Origin of the sequence: Streptomyces sp. P3 (assembly GCF_003032475.1) — a bacterium.
Taxonomy (GTDB): domain Bacteria; phylum Actinomycetota; class Actinomycetes; order Streptomycetales; family Streptomycetaceae; genus Streptomyces.
On record NZ_CP028369.1, the window covers coordinates 8,528,279 to 8,542,350 of the forward strand.

Annotated in this window: 10 protein-coding genes; 5 read left to right on the top strand and 5 right to left on the bottom strand. The window is 73.0% G+C overall.

The window, feature by feature from the left end; genetic code table 11:
- The first annotated feature begins 211 nt into the window (after positions 1 to 211).
- Positions 212 to 793, top strand: a complete 582-nt coding sequence (locus C6376_RS37730) for a hypothetical protein (RefSeq protein WP_107447498.1) — start codon at positions 212 to 214, stop codon at positions 791 to 793.
- Positions 794 to 899: 106 nt separating this feature from the next.
- Here the strand turns inward: C6376_RS37730 and C6376_RS44125 are convergent, their stop codons facing one another.
- Positions 900 to 3,059 (bottom strand): HEAT repeat domain-containing protein, encoded by a 2,160-nt coding sequence (locus tag C6376_RS44125; RefSeq protein WP_159083380.1) that lies wholly within the window; start codon positions 3,057 to 3,059, stop codon positions 900 to 902.
- A 90-nt stretch (positions 3,060 to 3,149) separates the two neighbouring features.
- Positions 3,150 to 4,922 carry an acyl-CoA dehydrogenase family protein gene (locus C6376_RS37740; protein WP_254076240.1) on the bottom strand — a complete coding sequence of 591 codons (1,773 nt, stop codon included), beginning with the start codon at positions 4,920 to 4,922 and terminating at the stop codon, positions 3,150 to 3,152.
- A gap of 73 nt (positions 4,923 to 4,995) precedes the next feature.
- Between C6376_RS37740 and C6376_RS37745 the strand changes: the two genes are divergently transcribed.
- Positions 4,996 to 5,754: a PaaX family transcriptional regulator C-terminal domain-containing protein gene (locus C6376_RS37745; protein ID WP_107447499.1), complete on the top strand. Its 759-nt coding sequence runs from the start codon at positions 4,996 to 4,998 to the stop codon at positions 5,752 to 5,754.
- A 93-nt stretch (positions 5,755 to 5,847) separates the two neighbouring features.
- On the opposite strand, the gene C6376_RS37750 is transcribed toward C6376_RS37745, so the two are convergent.
- On the bottom strand, positions 5,848 to 6,666 hold the full coding sequence (locus C6376_RS37750) for a pectate lyase (protein WP_107447500.1): 819 nt from the start codon (positions 6,664 to 6,666) through the stop codon (positions 5,848 to 5,850).
- Between the two features lie 429 nt (positions 6,667 to 7,095).
- On the opposite strand from C6376_RS37750, the gene C6376_RS37755 reads away from it, so the two are divergent.
- Both C6376_RS37755 and helR read left to right on the top strand, forming a co-directional pair.
- Positions 7,096 to 8,406 (top strand): PHB depolymerase family esterase, encoded by a 1,311-nt coding sequence (locus C6376_RS37755; protein ID WP_107447501.1) that lies wholly within the window; start codon positions 7,096 to 7,098, stop codon positions 8,404 to 8,406.
- A 244-nt stretch (positions 8,407 to 8,650) separates the two neighbouring features.
- Positions 8,651 to 10,819, top strand: coding sequence for an RNA polymerase recycling motor ATPase HelR (gene helR, locus C6376_RS37765; RefSeq protein WP_107449417.1), 2,169 nt, complete (start codon positions 8,651 to 8,653; stop codon positions 10,817 to 10,819).
- Positions 10,820 to 10,960: 141 nt separating this feature from the next.
- Here the strand turns inward: helR and C6376_RS37770 are convergent, their stop codons facing one another.
- Positions 10,961 to 12,331, bottom strand: a complete 1,371-nt coding sequence (locus C6376_RS37770) for an FAD-dependent oxidoreductase (RefSeq protein WP_107447503.1) — start codon at positions 12,329 to 12,331, stop codon at positions 10,961 to 10,963.
- A 201-nt stretch (positions 12,332 to 12,532) separates the two neighbouring features.
- On the opposite strand from C6376_RS37770, the gene C6376_RS37775 reads away from it, so the two are divergent.
- On the top strand, positions 12,533 to 13,165 hold the full coding sequence (locus C6376_RS37775) for a DUF6214 family protein (RefSeq protein WP_107447504.1): 633 nt from the start codon (positions 12,533 to 12,535) through the stop codon (positions 13,163 to 13,165).
- A gap of 92 nt (positions 13,166 to 13,257) precedes the next feature.
- On the opposite strand, the gene C6376_RS37780 is transcribed toward C6376_RS37775, so the two are convergent.
- Complete coding sequence (locus C6376_RS37780) at positions 13,258 to 13,896, bottom strand: DUF305 domain-containing protein (RefSeq protein ID WP_107447505.1); 639 nt, start codon at positions 13,894 to 13,896, stop codon at positions 13,258 to 13,260.
- Positions 13,897 to 14,072 lie beyond the last annotated feature (176 nt).

Sequence of the window (14,072 nt, forward strand, 5' to 3'; positions counted from 1 at the left end):
ACAGTCACCTCCGCAGACGCGGTCGTCGCAGGTCACAACGGCCCTGGCGGCCCTCGACCGGATGACTTCGGCCACCTCCGCCTCGACGCCCGTGGACCGAGTGCACGCCGTGGGACGGCCGGCACGCGGACTCGCCCTGAGCATCAAGCCCGCCCGCCCCGTATGGGAGGGCGGCTGGGATGTACATGTGCTCACGAGGAGGATGCCTTCGATGGCGTTCCGTGGTCGGAAGGTGTGGCTGTGGCGGTGGCGGCGCAACCCGCTCAAGCGCCGCGCCGACGTGGTGGAGTCCTGGGTCGTGCTCGGCGTGTGGGCGCTGACCGTACTCGCCGGGGTTCTGGGGGGATGGGCGACGGCGGGGTCAGTCGAGGACGGTCTCGCGCGCGAGCGCGTCGAGTGGCGGCCGCTGATGGGCCGTCTGACCGACCGGGCTCCCGGCACGCCCGCCGCGAGCGGGTCCGCGAGCGGCGACCGCGTGTGGGCGAGGGTGGGCTGGACGGGGCCGGACGGCTCCGCGCACACCGGTCAGGTCAGGGTCGGGCCGGGGAGCGCCGCCGGCACGCCCGTCACGGTCTGGACGGACACCCGGGGCCGCATGGTGACCGAACCCGTCGGCGCAGACCAGGCCAGACTTCGGGCGGCGCTCGTCGGCGGTGTGGCGGGCCTCGGAGTGGCGACGCTGCCTTTCGCGGGCGGCCGCGTCCTGCGCGGTCGTCTGGAACGCCGCCGAGTCGCCCAGTGGGACATCGACTGGGCCCGCTTCGACGCCCTGCGGGGACGTCCGGCGGGTTGACCGCGGGTCGACCCGCCCGGCGGGCCGGCTCACCCGGCCCTCGCCCTCGCAGGGTTTCGGCACGGGCCGCTCCGCTGTCCTTCCTATGCCCTACGTCCCCACTTCCCTACGTCGTTTCCACCACCCTGCGGCACAGTCGCAGCAGTTCCTCGTCCACGGGGACGTCGTGGCTGCCGTGTCCGCCGGGCCGGGCGGTGTGGCGGCGGGGAGCGGTGAGTTCTGAGGCGGCCAGGTCCCGCAGGGGGGCGGCGCGGGAGCCCAGGGACGTGAGGCAGGCGGCGACGGCCGGGCGGGAACGGGGATGCTCCGTCCAGGCGGAGCGCAGCGCCGCGACGACCGTCGGGTCCGCCTCGCCGGTGATCTCGCAGACGGCGCACGCGGCGGCCGTGCTCACCGCGCCGCCGTCCGCCTCGACGGTGTGGCGCAGTGCGTGCAGCGCCGTGCGGGCAGCCGGGCCGAGCCGGGACAGCGAGCGCGCGGCGAGCACCTGGCGCGATGCCTCCCTGCGCCCCAACTCCCGCAGCAACACGGGCAGGACGACGGCCGGGTCGCCCTCGACGGCCCACAGGGTGTCCGCCGCCGCGAGCGCGTGCTCACCGTCCAGCAGGGCCCGCAGCGAGGGCGCCGCCTCACGCGCGGCCCCGCCCAAGGCGGCCAGGGCGGAGAGGAGGGCAGGCACGAGCCGTCCCCCGGCGGCGGGACGGGCGCCGTCCAGCAGGCGCAGCACCACGGGCAGGGACTGGGCGTCGCGCAGGGCCCGCAGCGCGGACACCAGGGGCGTCGCAGTGTCGGGCGCGTCCAGGGGCACGGCGGCGAGCGCCCGCCGCACCACCGGCGTGAGCGGCGCCGCCCGGGCGCCGAGTGCGGAGACCGCCGCTCCGAGGTCCCGGGGAACGACCGGGCCCGCCACCACCCGGGCCAGCAGGGGCACGGCCCGCGGGTCTCCGGTCCGGGCCAGGGCCCGGAGCGCTCCGCCGAGCAGGGGAGCCTCACAGGGCCACCGCTGGACCCACCGGTCGGGGCGCGCGACGGCCAGCGCGTGGAGCCGGTCGGCGGCCGGGGCGGCCAGCGCGAACAGTTCGGCGAGGACGGCCACGGTGATGTCGCGCAGCCGGCCCTCCTCCTCGGCTTCCCGGTCCCGCAGTTGCTCCCCGAGCAGGGCGATCGTGCGGCTGTGGTCGCCGCGCCGTTCACGCACCAGCGCGGCGGCCAGCAGTACGGCGTTGCACCGGTCGACGGGTCCCGCGCCCGCCAACTGGCCGTGCAGCAGGGCGATCCGGTCGGCCGGCCGGTCGTCGAGCGCCGAGTGCAGGGTGCGCAGCAGGCGGTTCCCCTCCTCGTCGGAGGGGCGCAGCCGCCGTATCCGGTCGACGAGGGAGTGCACGGCGGCCGCACCCGCCGCTCCCGGGCGGCAGGGGCGGTCGGCGGAACGCTCATCGAGCAGGCGCAGGACCACGGGCACCAGATCGCCCGGGAGCCGCTCGGGTGCGCAGACGGCGAGCTGGCCCAGCGCGGCGAGCCGCGGTCCCGGCCCGTGAGCCGGCCCGCTCCGCGCGACGAGGAGGTCCACGGCCTCGGCCGCCCGACCCGGATGCCGTCGCGCGAAGTGACCCAGGCACTCGACGAGGGCGACCACCAGCCGCTCGTCCCGCTCGAGCGCGAGGCGCTCGCGCAACAGCCCCAGGACGCGCGGCGGTTCGTCGAGGAACCGCACCACGGCCGTGGCCGCCGCCCGGCGGACCGCCGGGTCGACGTCCGCGGTCAGCCGGACGAAGACCTCCGCCCCCGCCCGGACCGCAGTCTCCGCCGCCGCCCGGACCGCAGTCTCCGCATCCGCCCGGACCACAGCCTCCGCATCCGCCCGGACCACAGCCTGCGCACCCACGCCTGGCGGGCCTGCCGCTTCCACGCCCGCCGGTCCCGCGCCCACTGCTGCCCGGGCCGCCGGATCAGCCCCCGCGACCGCCGCCCCCTCGGCCCCCTCGACGGGCGTGCCCTCCCCGATGCTCACCAACAGGTCGAGCAGCACGCCCCGTTCCGGCACCCGTTCGTCCGCGGCCAGCACGAGCAGAAACGGAACGCAGGCGAGCGTCGAGTCGTACACCCGCCCCTCCTGGTGCACCGCGCCGTACATGCCGTCCAGCGCGGCGGCCCGGGCGAGCGGCTCCGCGGAGGTGAGGCCTCGGAGCAGTTCCGGCACGTCCCGGGCGCTGCCGTGCGCGTGCCGCAGTGAGGCCCAGTCGACCTCGTCGATCCCCGTGAACACGTTGTCCTCCCCCGGACGAGGTGCCAGAAGTGCCAACTACTCATGAGTCTGCACCACTTCACCGATGACGAAGCGGAATCGAGCGATGACTCACAGGAGGGAGGAACCGTCCGGATGGCTCCGCTCGAGGATTCCGCCGAGATCGGCGCCGTCCGGAAGGGTGCCGAAGGCGTGTCCCCAGTCGCCGCCCAGTCGGGTCGCGCAGAAGGCGTCGGCGACGGCAGGCGGGGCGTACCGGACTAGGAGGGAGCCCTGCAGGGTGAGGGCCATCTGCTCGACCAGCCGGCGGGCGCCGGCCGGCGTAGCCTCGCCCAGCCCGGTGCGCAGCCGTGCGACGGCCGCGTCGAGACGGGCGTCCGCCCCCCGCGCCAGGGCGAGTTCACCGAACAGGGCTTCCGCGGTCGCCGGCTCGCGAGTCAACGCCCGCAGCACATCAAGGGCGTTGACGTTGCCCGAGCCCTCCCAGACGGACAGCAGGGGCGCTTCGCGGTAGTGCCGGGGCATGCCCGAGTCCTCCACGTAGCCGTTGCCGCCGAGACACTCCAGGGCCTCGGCGGTGAAGGCCGGCCCCCGCTTGGTCACCCAGTACTTGCCGACGGCGGTCGCGATCCGACGGAAGGCCTGCTCACCGGCGTCGCCGCGCGCCGCTCGGTCGGCCGCGCCCGCCAGCCGCAGCGTGAGCGTGGTGGCGGCCTCCGATTCCAGCGCCAGATCGGCCAGCACGTTGCGCATCAACGGCTGGTCGAACAGCCGCGCCCCGAACGCGCTGCGGTGGCGCGCATGATGCCCCGCCTCGACGAGCGTCTTGCGCATCAGCGTCGCCGACATCATCACGCAGTCCAGCCGTGTGCAGTTGACCATCTCGATGATGGTCTTGACGCCCTGCCCCTCCGGCCCGACCAGCCACGCCACGGTCCCGTCGAACTCGGGCTCGGAGGACGCGTTGGAGCGGTTGCCGAGTTTCTCCTTCAGCCGCTGGACGCGGAAGGTGTTGCGCGTGCCGTCCGGCAGCACGCGCGGGACGAGGAAGCAGGACAGGCCGCCGGGCGCCTGGGCCAGCACCAGGAACAGGTCGCACATCGGCGCGGACGTGAACCACTTGTGCCCGCGCAGGGTGTACAGCCCGGGCTCCGCCGTAGGCGTGGCCGCGGTCGTGTTCGTGCGGACGTCGGAGCCGCCCTGCTTCTCGGTCATCCCCATGCCGGCGAGCAGCCCGCGCTTCTCGGCCGGCGGTCGCAGCCCCGGGTCGTACGTGCGGCTGGTGAGCAGCGGTTCGTAGACCGCGGCCAGCTCCGGCCGGCGTCGCAGTGCGGGGACGGCCGCGTACGTCATCGAGGTGGGGCAGCCGTGCCCGGCGTCCGTGTGCCCCCACGCCAGCCCACCCGCCGTGCGTGCCACGTGGGCGCCGGGCCGGTCGTCGGCCCAGGGCGCCCCGGCCAGCCCTTCGGCGACGGCGACCCGCATCAGCTCGTGCCAGCTGGGATGGAAGTCGACCTCGTCGACGCGATGGCCGTACCGGTCGTGCGTGCGCAGCACGGGCTCGTGCCGGTTGGCCAGCTCGCCCCACTCCTGCGCCTCGACGCCGCCGGCCAGGAGACCGATCCGGCGCACGTCCGCCTCCGCCCACCCCGCGCCCTCGCGGCGGAGTCCCTCCAGCAGGGCGGCGTCCTCGGAGGCGTCGTACGGAGCGAGCGGCGGCGGCTGATTGGTGACGTCGTGCGTCACCTGCGACGGGACGGGCGGCAGGGGCGCCGACTGCGACTGCGACGTCGACCGCGACTCCTGCCGGTCCTGTTCCCGGTTCTGTTCGCGGTCTTGGTCCTGGCTCTGGTTGCGCTGGCTCTGGGCGGGTGTCTGGGACATGCGACCATGTTGCACTTTGCCGACAGTCGCAGCAATAGTGCAATACGCGCAGGCGCACGTACAGTACGGTCCTATGCGGAGCAACGTGTCGGCGCAGTCCGGTGAGGTCGAGGTCGACCTGCCCCCGCTGTCCGCACGGTCGGTGGTCCTGAGCCTGCTGCTGGGCTCGCACCCGCCCGAACTGGCCGCGAGGGATCTGGTGCGCGGGGTGGAGCCGTTCGGTGTCGGCGGATCGACGGTGCGGGCGGCGCTGAGTCGGATGGTCGCCGCGGGCGATCTGCGCCGGACCGACGGCGTCTACCGTCTGAGCGACCGGCTGCTGGAGCGCCGACGACGCCAGGACGACGCCCTTCACCCGGACACGCGCGCGTGGGACGGCGACTGGGAGATGGCCGTGATCACCGCGACCGGTCGCGGCCCGACGGAACGGGCCGAACTGCGCACCAGGCTGAGCGCCCTGCGGCTCGCCGAGCTCCGCGAGGGCGTCTGGCTGCGGCCGGCGAACCTGAGCCGGTCCTGGCCCGTGGAGCCGGACGCGGTTCTGCAGTACTTCGTCACTCGGCCCGCGACGCCCGCCCGCGAGCTGGCCGCGAGCCTGTGGCCGCTCGACGCGTGGGCGCGGACGGCGCGGGCTCTGCTGGCCCACGTCGAGCGGGCGCGAGGGTCCGCCGACCGGTTCACGGCGCTCGCGGCGGTGGTACGGCATCTGCTGGCCGATCCGGTGCTGCCCGCCGCGCTCCTGCCCGCCGACTGGCCGGGTCCGGTCCTGCGCAGCGCCTACGAGCGTTACCGGCGCGAGATCGCCGCCACGGCGGCCGGGCCGGGCCGGTAGGCCGGGCGGCCGTGCGAAGCGTCGTGCGGGGACGCTTCGTACGGCCGCCGTCTCACCGTGGGGGGTGGTGGGGGAACCGGCGGGCCCGGCGGATCACCGGTAGGTGATGTCGGAGGACGAGTACTTGCAGTACGTCCCGTCCGCGTTGCTGCCGTTGGTGGTCGGCTCCTTGCCGGTGTTGTTGCCGATGTACTTCTGGCAGGGAGTGATCTTCTTGCTGCTGTCCCCGACGATGGTGATCTTCCTGAGTGTGGCGCTGTCGCCGTAGTTGGTGTTGATGCCGACGAGCTTGTTGCCCTTGTACGTCGCCTCGATGGTGTTGAGATTGATCGTGCGCTTGTACTGGCCGCTCTTGCAGTTGCCGCAACTGCGCACGAAGGTCCCGAAGTTCTTCACGGCGAAGTTGGAGACGTTCAGCGTGCCGCCGCCGTTGAACTGGAACACCTTGTCGCTGGCCTCCTTCGCCCCGCCGCCGGAGACGGTGTAGACGTTGGACGACGAGGAGCCGAGGAAGGTCGCCGCGTCCTCGCCGACGTCCTCCCACCACACGTTCTGCAGGGTGCAGCTGCCGAGGCAGTGGATGCCGTCGGCGGCGGGCGCGCCGATGATGACGTTCTTCAGGACGGCGCCGGGCTTGAGCTCCAGGATCGGGTCCTGGTCCTCGTTCTGGCCGCCGCTGCCGAGGTCGCCGCTGCCGTAGAGGCGCTGCATCCCGTAGTCCTTGGTGCCGGAGACCGTGATGGTGGCGGTCACCGGTTTGCTGCTGGTGGGGGTGGGCCAGGTGGCGGCGGCCGCGGGGGTGAGCGCCCCGCTAGTCATGATCATGCCAACCGTGAGGCCGATGGCGGCCAGCCCTCCGGTGAGGGCGCGCCCGCGGGTGTGAAGAGGTGCGGAAGCTGCCGGTGAAGTCATGTCCCGATGCCTTCTTCCAAGCGGTGAGGAGGATCAAGTATGTGAATGACTTACGCGAATCTGAACGGCTTGATCAAGCAGTGCGCCCTGTGTGGGGTTCGGCTGAGCGGCTCGGTCACACTGCTGAACGGAACGTAGGGGGCAAGCGCTTTCTAGTCAACGCTTCGCGCAGAACGTGTTCCGGCCGTCAGGGCTCCCTCCGGTCAAGTCGGGAAGTCGGGCGGGAGTTGGCGTGGGAGCGCTTCCATGACGGGCATGTGCATGCCACCATGCGAGGCGGACGTGGCCCTGACGCCCCTGTCGGCCGCCGGCCCCGTCCACCCCGGCGGACCCGTCCTACCGAGCCTGCCGCTGCCTCCGCTTCGCCGGTCGGCCGCCCGCGGACCTCGTACGACGTCTCCCGAGCCTCTACCGGAAAGGGACAGCCACATGATCGATCGGGTCAACTCCCTCGGCAGGGCGCTGCGCCCCCTGTTAGGCGCCCTCCTGCTCCTGCTCACGGCCGCCCTTCTCACCGCTCCCGCCGCCTCCGCGGCGCCGAGGGCCGCCGCGCCGGTGCCCGCCGCCACACTGACCGAGGTCACCGGCTTCGGCACCAACCCCAGCAACCTCCAGATGTACGTCTACGCGCCGGCGAACGTCACCGCGCACCCGGCCGTACTCGTCGCGGTGCACTGGTGCGGAGGATCCGGACCCGCGATGCACTCCGGCACCGAGTACGCCCAACTGGCCGACCGGTACGGGTTCGTGATCGTGTACCCGTCCGTCACCCGCAGCAGCAAGTGTTTCGACGTCTCGTCGCCCCAGGCGCTCAGGCGCGGCGGCGGCAGTGACCCCGTCGGCGTCAAGTCGATGATCGACTGGGTGACCGCCGCGTACGCCGCCGACACCGCCCGCGTCTACGCCACCGGCATCTCCTCCGGGGCGATGATGACCAACGTCCTGCTCGGTGACTACCCCGACGTGTTCGCGGCCGGCTCCGCCTTCTCCGGCGTCCCCTTCGGCTGCTTCGCCACGTCCGACGGCTCCGAGTGGAACAGCGCCTGCTCCGGCGGCGGCGTCGTCCACACCGCGCAGGAGTGGGGCGACCTCGTGCGGGGGGCCTATCCGGGCTACACCGGGACCCGGCCGCGCATGCAGGTGTGGCACGGCACCGAGGACGACGTGCTGCGCTACCCCAACTTCGGCGAGGAGATCAAGCAGTGGACCAATGTCCGGGGCGTGAGCCAGACCCCGGCCGCCACCGACTCGCCCGCCTCCGGCTGGACCCGCACCCGCTACGGCGGCACCGGTGACCAGGCCCCGGTCGAGGCCGTCAGTCTGGGGGGCGTCGGGCACAACCTGTACGCCTGGGGCATGGCCGCCCGCGTCCTGACCTTCTTCGGCCTGGACTCCGCCGGACCCACCCCGCAACCGCAGCCCACCGGCTGCAAGGTGACCGCGACGACCAGCGCCTGGAGCACCGGTCTGACCGCCTCCGTGACCCTCACCAACACCGGGTCGAGCGCGATCGACGGCTGGCGGCTCGGCTTCACGCTGCCCTCCGGCCAGACCATCACCAACGGCTGGGGCGCCACGTACGCGCCGGCCTCCGGAGCGGTCACGGCCACGAACGCGACCTACAACGGCACACTCGCAGCCGGTGCGAGCGTCACCATCGGCTACCAGGCCAACCACACCGGAAACAGCGCGGCGCCAGGTACTTTCACGCTCAACGGTGCTTCCTGCACGCGGAGTTGACGTTCGAGGAGCGGCCGGCGACCCCGGCCGCTCCTGGGGCACGCGTACGATCTCGGGAGTCCGGAGGAACCGCCCGACCGCGGCGGACGAAAGGAAAGGGCAACGGAGGAAGACCACACTCCTTGCCACTTTCAACGTATAGCGCACCCGGGGGCTTGCGGCAAGACCCCCGTCGTACCGCAGAATCGCAGGCCGAGGCCCGAACCTGCGGAAATGAGTGATCTACGAAGTGCATGTCGACCACATGGCCCCCTCGACCGCCGGCGCGTTCGACCTTCCCGACCGGCTGTCCGCCAAAGCCGACCCGAAGCTGATCGCCCGCGACGAGCAGCACTTCGCGGCGATCGCGGAGAGCCTCGAGCAGACGATCGCCGAACTCTCCGCCCGCCTCGACGCCGAGCGCCGGGCCCCCGGCGGCCTCGGCCGGGAGGCGATGGACCGCGACCAGGAGATCCACCGGCTGACGGGCCGGCTGCGCTCACTGAACCGCTTCGGCCTGGACCTGTGCCTCGGGCACATGGTCGGCGCCGACGACCCCGAGCCCCTGTACGTCGGACGCATCGGCCTCACCGACAGCACGGGCCACCGACTGCTGATCGACTGGCGTTCCCCGGCGGCCGAGCCGTTCTTCGCGGCCACCCATGCCGACCCGATGGGCCTGGTGAGCCGCCGCCGCTACCGCTGGACGCGCGGCCGGATCAGCGACTACTGGGACGAGGTGTTCACCGCCGACGGCCTCGAAGGGCATGCCGCGCTCGACGACCAGTCGGCCTTCATCGCCAGTCTGGGCGGCCGGCGGTCGGGCCGGATGCGCGACGTGCTCGCCACCATCCAGGCCGACCAGGACGCCGTCATCCGCGCCGGTTCGCGGGGCGCGCTCGTCGTCGACGGAGGCCCGGGCACCGGGAAGACCGTCGTGGCCCTGCACCGGTCGGCCTATCTCCTCTACTCCGACCCCCGCCTCGGGCACCGCCGGGGCGGTGTGCTGTTCGTCGGCCCGCACCGGCCCTACCTGGCCTATGTGGCCGACGTCCTGCCGAGCCTCGGCGAGGAGGGCGTGCAGACCTGCGTCCTGCGCGACCTCGTCACCGAGGGGGCCGACGCGGCGGTCGAGGCAGACCCGACGGCGGCCCGGCTGAAGTCGTCCGCCGACATGGTGAAGGCGATCGAGACGGCCGTCCGCTTCTACGAGTCGCCCCCGACCGAGGCGATGACGGTCACCGTCTCGGACGCCGACGTCCGGCTCGACGCCGATGACTGGGCCGAGGCGTTCGACGCGCCGTCGCCGGGCACTCCGCACAACGAGGCGCGCGACGTCGTCTGGGAGGAACTGGTCACGATCCTGCTGGACAAGCACGGCGGAGACGTCGCACCGGAGCTGTTCCGCAAGGCGCTGCGGCACGACCGCGAACTGGTCGACGCCCTCAACCGGGCATGGCCGCTGCTGGAAGCGGCCGACCTGGTGGGCGACCTGTGGTCGGTGCCCGCGTATCTGCGGATGTGCGCCCCCTGGCTCACCCCGGACGAGGTGCGCGCGCTGCAACGGGCGGACCCCCAGGCCTGGACGGTCTGCGACCTGCCGCTCCTGGACGCGGCACGCCAGCGGCTCGGCGACCCGAGGGAGGCCCGGCGCAAGGTCCGGCACAAGGCCGTCCTCGCGGCCCAGCGCGAGCGCATGACGCAGGTCGTCGACAACCTGATCGCGGCCGTGGCCGACTCCGGGGCCGACGGTGACGACGGCGAAGGCCTGGTCACCATGCTGCGCGGCGAGGACGCCCAGGTCAGCCTGGTCGACGAGAGCGAACTGTCCATCGCCGACCCGGACCTGCTGGCCGGCCCGTTCGCCCACATCGTGGTGGACGAGGCGCAGGAGCTGACCGACGCGGAGTGGCAGATGCTGCTGCTGCGCTGCCCGTCCCGGAGTTTCACCATCGTCGGGGACCGTGCCCAGGCCCGGCACGGGTTCACCGAGTCCTGGCAGGAACGGCTCGAGCGGATCGGGCTCGACCGGATCAGCGTGGCGTCCCTGACCGTCAACTACCGGACCCCTGAGGAGGTCATGGCGGAGGCCGAACCGGTCATCCGGGCCGCGCTTGCGGACGCCAACGTCCCGACCTCCATCCGCAGCAGCGGCGTCCCGGTCGTGCACGGGGACGTGTCGGAGCTGGAGCCGGTCCTCCAGGCCTGGCTCGCCGAGCACGACGACGGGATCGCCTGCGTCATCGGCGACCCCGCGTTCCGGCCGACCTCGCGCGTGCGGTCGCTGACGCCGGAACTGTCCAAGGGGCTCGAGTTCGACCTGGTCGTCCTGATCGACCCGGAGACCTTCGGGACGGGCGTCGAGGGAGCGGTCGACCGCTATGTCGCGATGACCCGGGCCACCCAGCGCCTGGTCGTCCTCACGAGCTCCTGACACGACAGGCTGCCGCACACGATCACGAGCGGGCCGTGACGGAGGTGTCCGCCGGAGGGCCGCGACCGGCAGTGTTCTCCGGAGGGGCGCGACCGGCGGTGCACACCGAGAAGGCGTGATCGGCGGTGAGCACCCGCGGTGTCACCGGAGGGGCGGCGGGTCCTGGAGGCCGACGGAGGCCGGGCCCGCCGCCGCCCGCAGTGAGGGCCAGTCCGGTAGTTTGACCGCCCCGCGGCCCAGCGAGGCGCCGAGCTCGGCCTCGGCCCGTTCGATCGCCAGCCAGCCGGCCCACCCGACGGGCTCGGTCCCGGCGGCCCGCAGCAGCGCGAGCGGGTCGCCGGGCAGCTCCCGGCGCACGAGGGCGGGAGCATCCGCCAGCAGGGACGTCGCTGTCTCCTTCGCGCACGGCCGGTTGGTGCCGATGACACCGGTCGGGCCACGCTTGATCCAGCCCGCCACGTACTCGCCCGGCGCCACCTCACCGCCACGCACCACCCGTCCCGCCAGATGCGGCACGGTGCCCTGCCCGACGTCGAACGGCAGGCCCTCCAGCGGGGTGCCCCGGTAGCCCACCGACCGCAGGGCCAACTGCGCCGGGACGTCCTCGTACCGGCCGGTGCCGGTCACCCCGCCGCGCCCGTCAGGCGCTGTCCGCTCGAACCGCGCCACGCCCAACCGGCCTTCGACGGCGCGCAGTTCGACGGGCCGCAGGAAGAACCGCAGCCGGATGCGCCGCCGGGCGCCGCGCGCCGGCGACGCCGCCCAGCCGCGCAGCACCTCCACGTTGCGGCGCTGCGCCGCCGCAAGCCCGGAAGGATCCGTGTACGCCGGATCGAGCGCCAGCTCCGCCTCGTCGACGACGACCTCGGCGTCCGGCAGAGTGCCCAGCTCCCGCAGTTCCTTGGTGGTGAACCGGGCCTGCGACGGGCCGCGCCGTCCCACCATGTGGATCTCGCTCACCTCGCTCGCCGCGAGCGCGGCCAGCGCCGCCTGAGGCATGTCGGTGGGGCTCAGTTCGGCGGCGCCCCGCGCCAGGATCCGGGTGACGTCCACCGCTACGTTCCCGATCCCCACCACCACCGCCGAGTCGACGCCGTGCAGGAACCGTGCGGGTACGGCGTCCGGGTGGGCGCTGTACCAGGAGACGAACTCCGTCGCCGACCAGCTGCCGGGCAGCTCTTCACCGGGGATGCCGAGGTGCCGGTCGGTCGCGGCGCCGACGCAGTACACGACCGCGTGGTAGAGCTCGCGCAGATGTGCCGCAGGCACGCCGTCCGCGCCCACCCGTACGCCGCCGAGGAAACGGACCCGTTCGTGCTCGAGCACGGCGCGCAGGTTCTGCTGCAGGGACTTGATCTTCTCGTGGTCCGGGGCGACGCCGTACCGCACCAGCCCGTACGGGCAGGGCAGGCGGTCCAGGACGTCGACGAGGACGTCCGGGTCAAGCTGGACCAGACTCTGGGCGGTGTAGACACCACTCGGCCCGGAGCCGACGACGGCGACACGGAGCACGGCGGAACTCCTTACCCCGAAGGTCGGAGGAGATTCGCTGGTGTCTCCAGCATGGCACCGTCACGGCTCCGCTGACAGGGCGCCGTACGGTCGCGCCGTACGCGTGTCCGTTCGTGCGCAAAGTGATCACGTGGTTACGTTGCGGATGTGCTGGGAGCGTCGTTTCTTAATCTTTCTGATCGTTCCGCCGAGGACTGCGCGGTGTCAGTGCGGCCGGCGTGGGAGGTCCGGGAGGAGGGGAGCGCCACTTCCTGGTCCTATGTCCGGCTGTCGTTCACCGACGGGGCGCGTGTCGACCTGCTCGCCGTCGTCGGTGAGGGCCGGGTCTGCGTCGAGGACATCCGGGCCCGGCCCGCCCTCTCGCTCGTCGACCTGACCCTGCTCGCGGACTGGATCGAGGGACCCCTCCTCGACGGGTCCGAAGGCTACGAAGGCGACGAAGGCGGCGACGAACCCGTGCCGGACGCGACGCCGGACGGGCGGGACGCGAGGGCCGCAGACCGCACGGGGACGGCGGGCCCTTCGGGAGCCGCGGAAGGGATGGGGATCGCGGACCGCACGAAGGGTGTGGGGGGTGCGGGCCGCCCGGCGGTGGTGGAGGCCGGGCACTGCGCCGGGGAACTCTTCGGGGCCCGGCGGGCCCGCCGGTTGTGGCCGCGCGCCGTCGAGGGGCTGTGGCTGGCGGCGCAGGAGTACCGCGCGGCCCAGGGCGAGGGGATGGATCCCGTCCTCGCGGTGATGTACGCGACGGGGCGCAGCAGGCGACGGTCGCTGCGGCTGATCGGGAGGGCGCGCGACGCCGGATACCTGACGCCGCGTCACGCCCGCCGCTGACGTTCCGCCCGGCGCCGAACATCGCGCACGGCGCCGGGAGTTCCGCTCCTTCCCCGGTTCGGTGGCGATCCCTCACGGGGCGTCGGGAAACGTCAGCGCATCCCGTTCATCCGTGTGATCTCGCTCGTCTGCTGCGCGATCACGTCGTCCGCCATCTCCTCGACCCGTTCGTTGTTGCCCTGCGCCTTGACGTCCGCGGCCATCGTGAGCGCACCTTCGTGGTGAGTGATCATCAGGGTGAGGAAGAGCGTGTCGAACGCCTTCCCGCGGGCCGCCCGCAGCGCGGTCAGCTGGGCCGCGGTCGCCATGCCGGGCATCGCCGTGTGCGTGTGCCCGCCGCCCGTCGTCTTTCGGCCATGAGTGGTGAGCCAGCCCTCCATGGCCTTGATCTCCGGCCCCTGCGCCGCGGAGATGCGCAGCGCGAGGCGTTTGACGTCCCCCGATGCGGCGCGGTCCGGCACAAGTGCGGTCATCTCCAGAGCCTGGGCGTGGTGTTCGATCATCTTCCGCGTGTAGGTCACGTCGGCGGAGTTGGGTGTGTCGTCGTCGGCGCGCTGCTCGGCCGCGTCCTGTGCCGAGAGGGTGCGGTTCGCCTCGCCCGGCTTGCCCGGAGCGATCACCGAAGGGCCGCTCACCGCGCCCGACCCGGCATCCGTCCCCGAGTCGCAGCCGGCGAGGGCCAGGGCGAGGAGCAGCGAGGCTGACACGAGGGGTACGCGGCGGACGAGCACAACGACCTCCTGGAGCAGGCGAGTCGAGGGCGGGCCCGCCCTCGTCCGAATTCATGCACCGCCGACAGCGCCGCCGAACCGAATCAGTTCATGACGAGTGCCTTGCCGACCCTTGATATGTGCATGATGAAGACGATACTCGGAGCACCGCGAACCGTTCCCGCGTGAACGGTGAC

Excerpts from the sequence above, each read along its gene's own strand:
- C6376_RS37730 (WP_107447498.1), top strand. The coding sequence starts at position 212 with ATGGCGTTCCGTGGTCGGAAGGTGTGGCTGTGGCGGTGGCGGCGCAAC.
- C6376_RS37740 (WP_254076240.1), bottom strand. The coding sequence starts at position 4,922 with ATGTCCCAGACACCCGCCCAGAGCCAGCGCAACCAGAGCCAGGACCAA.
- C6376_RS37745 (WP_107447499.1), top strand. The coding sequence starts at position 4,996 with ATGCGGAGCAACGTGTCGGCGCAGTCCGGTGAGGTCGAGGTCGACCTG.
- C6376_RS37750 (WP_107447500.1), bottom strand. The coding sequence starts at position 6,666 with ATGACTTCACCGGCAGCTTCCGCACCTCTTCACACCCGCGGGCGCGCC.
- C6376_RS37755 (WP_107447501.1), top strand. The coding sequence starts at position 7,096 with ATGATCGATCGGGTCAACTCCCTCGGCAGGGCGCTGCGCCCCCTGTTA.
- helR (WP_107449417.1), top strand. The coding sequence starts at position 8,651 with ATGGCCCCCTCGACCGCCGGCGCGTTCGACCTTCCCGACCGGCTGTCC.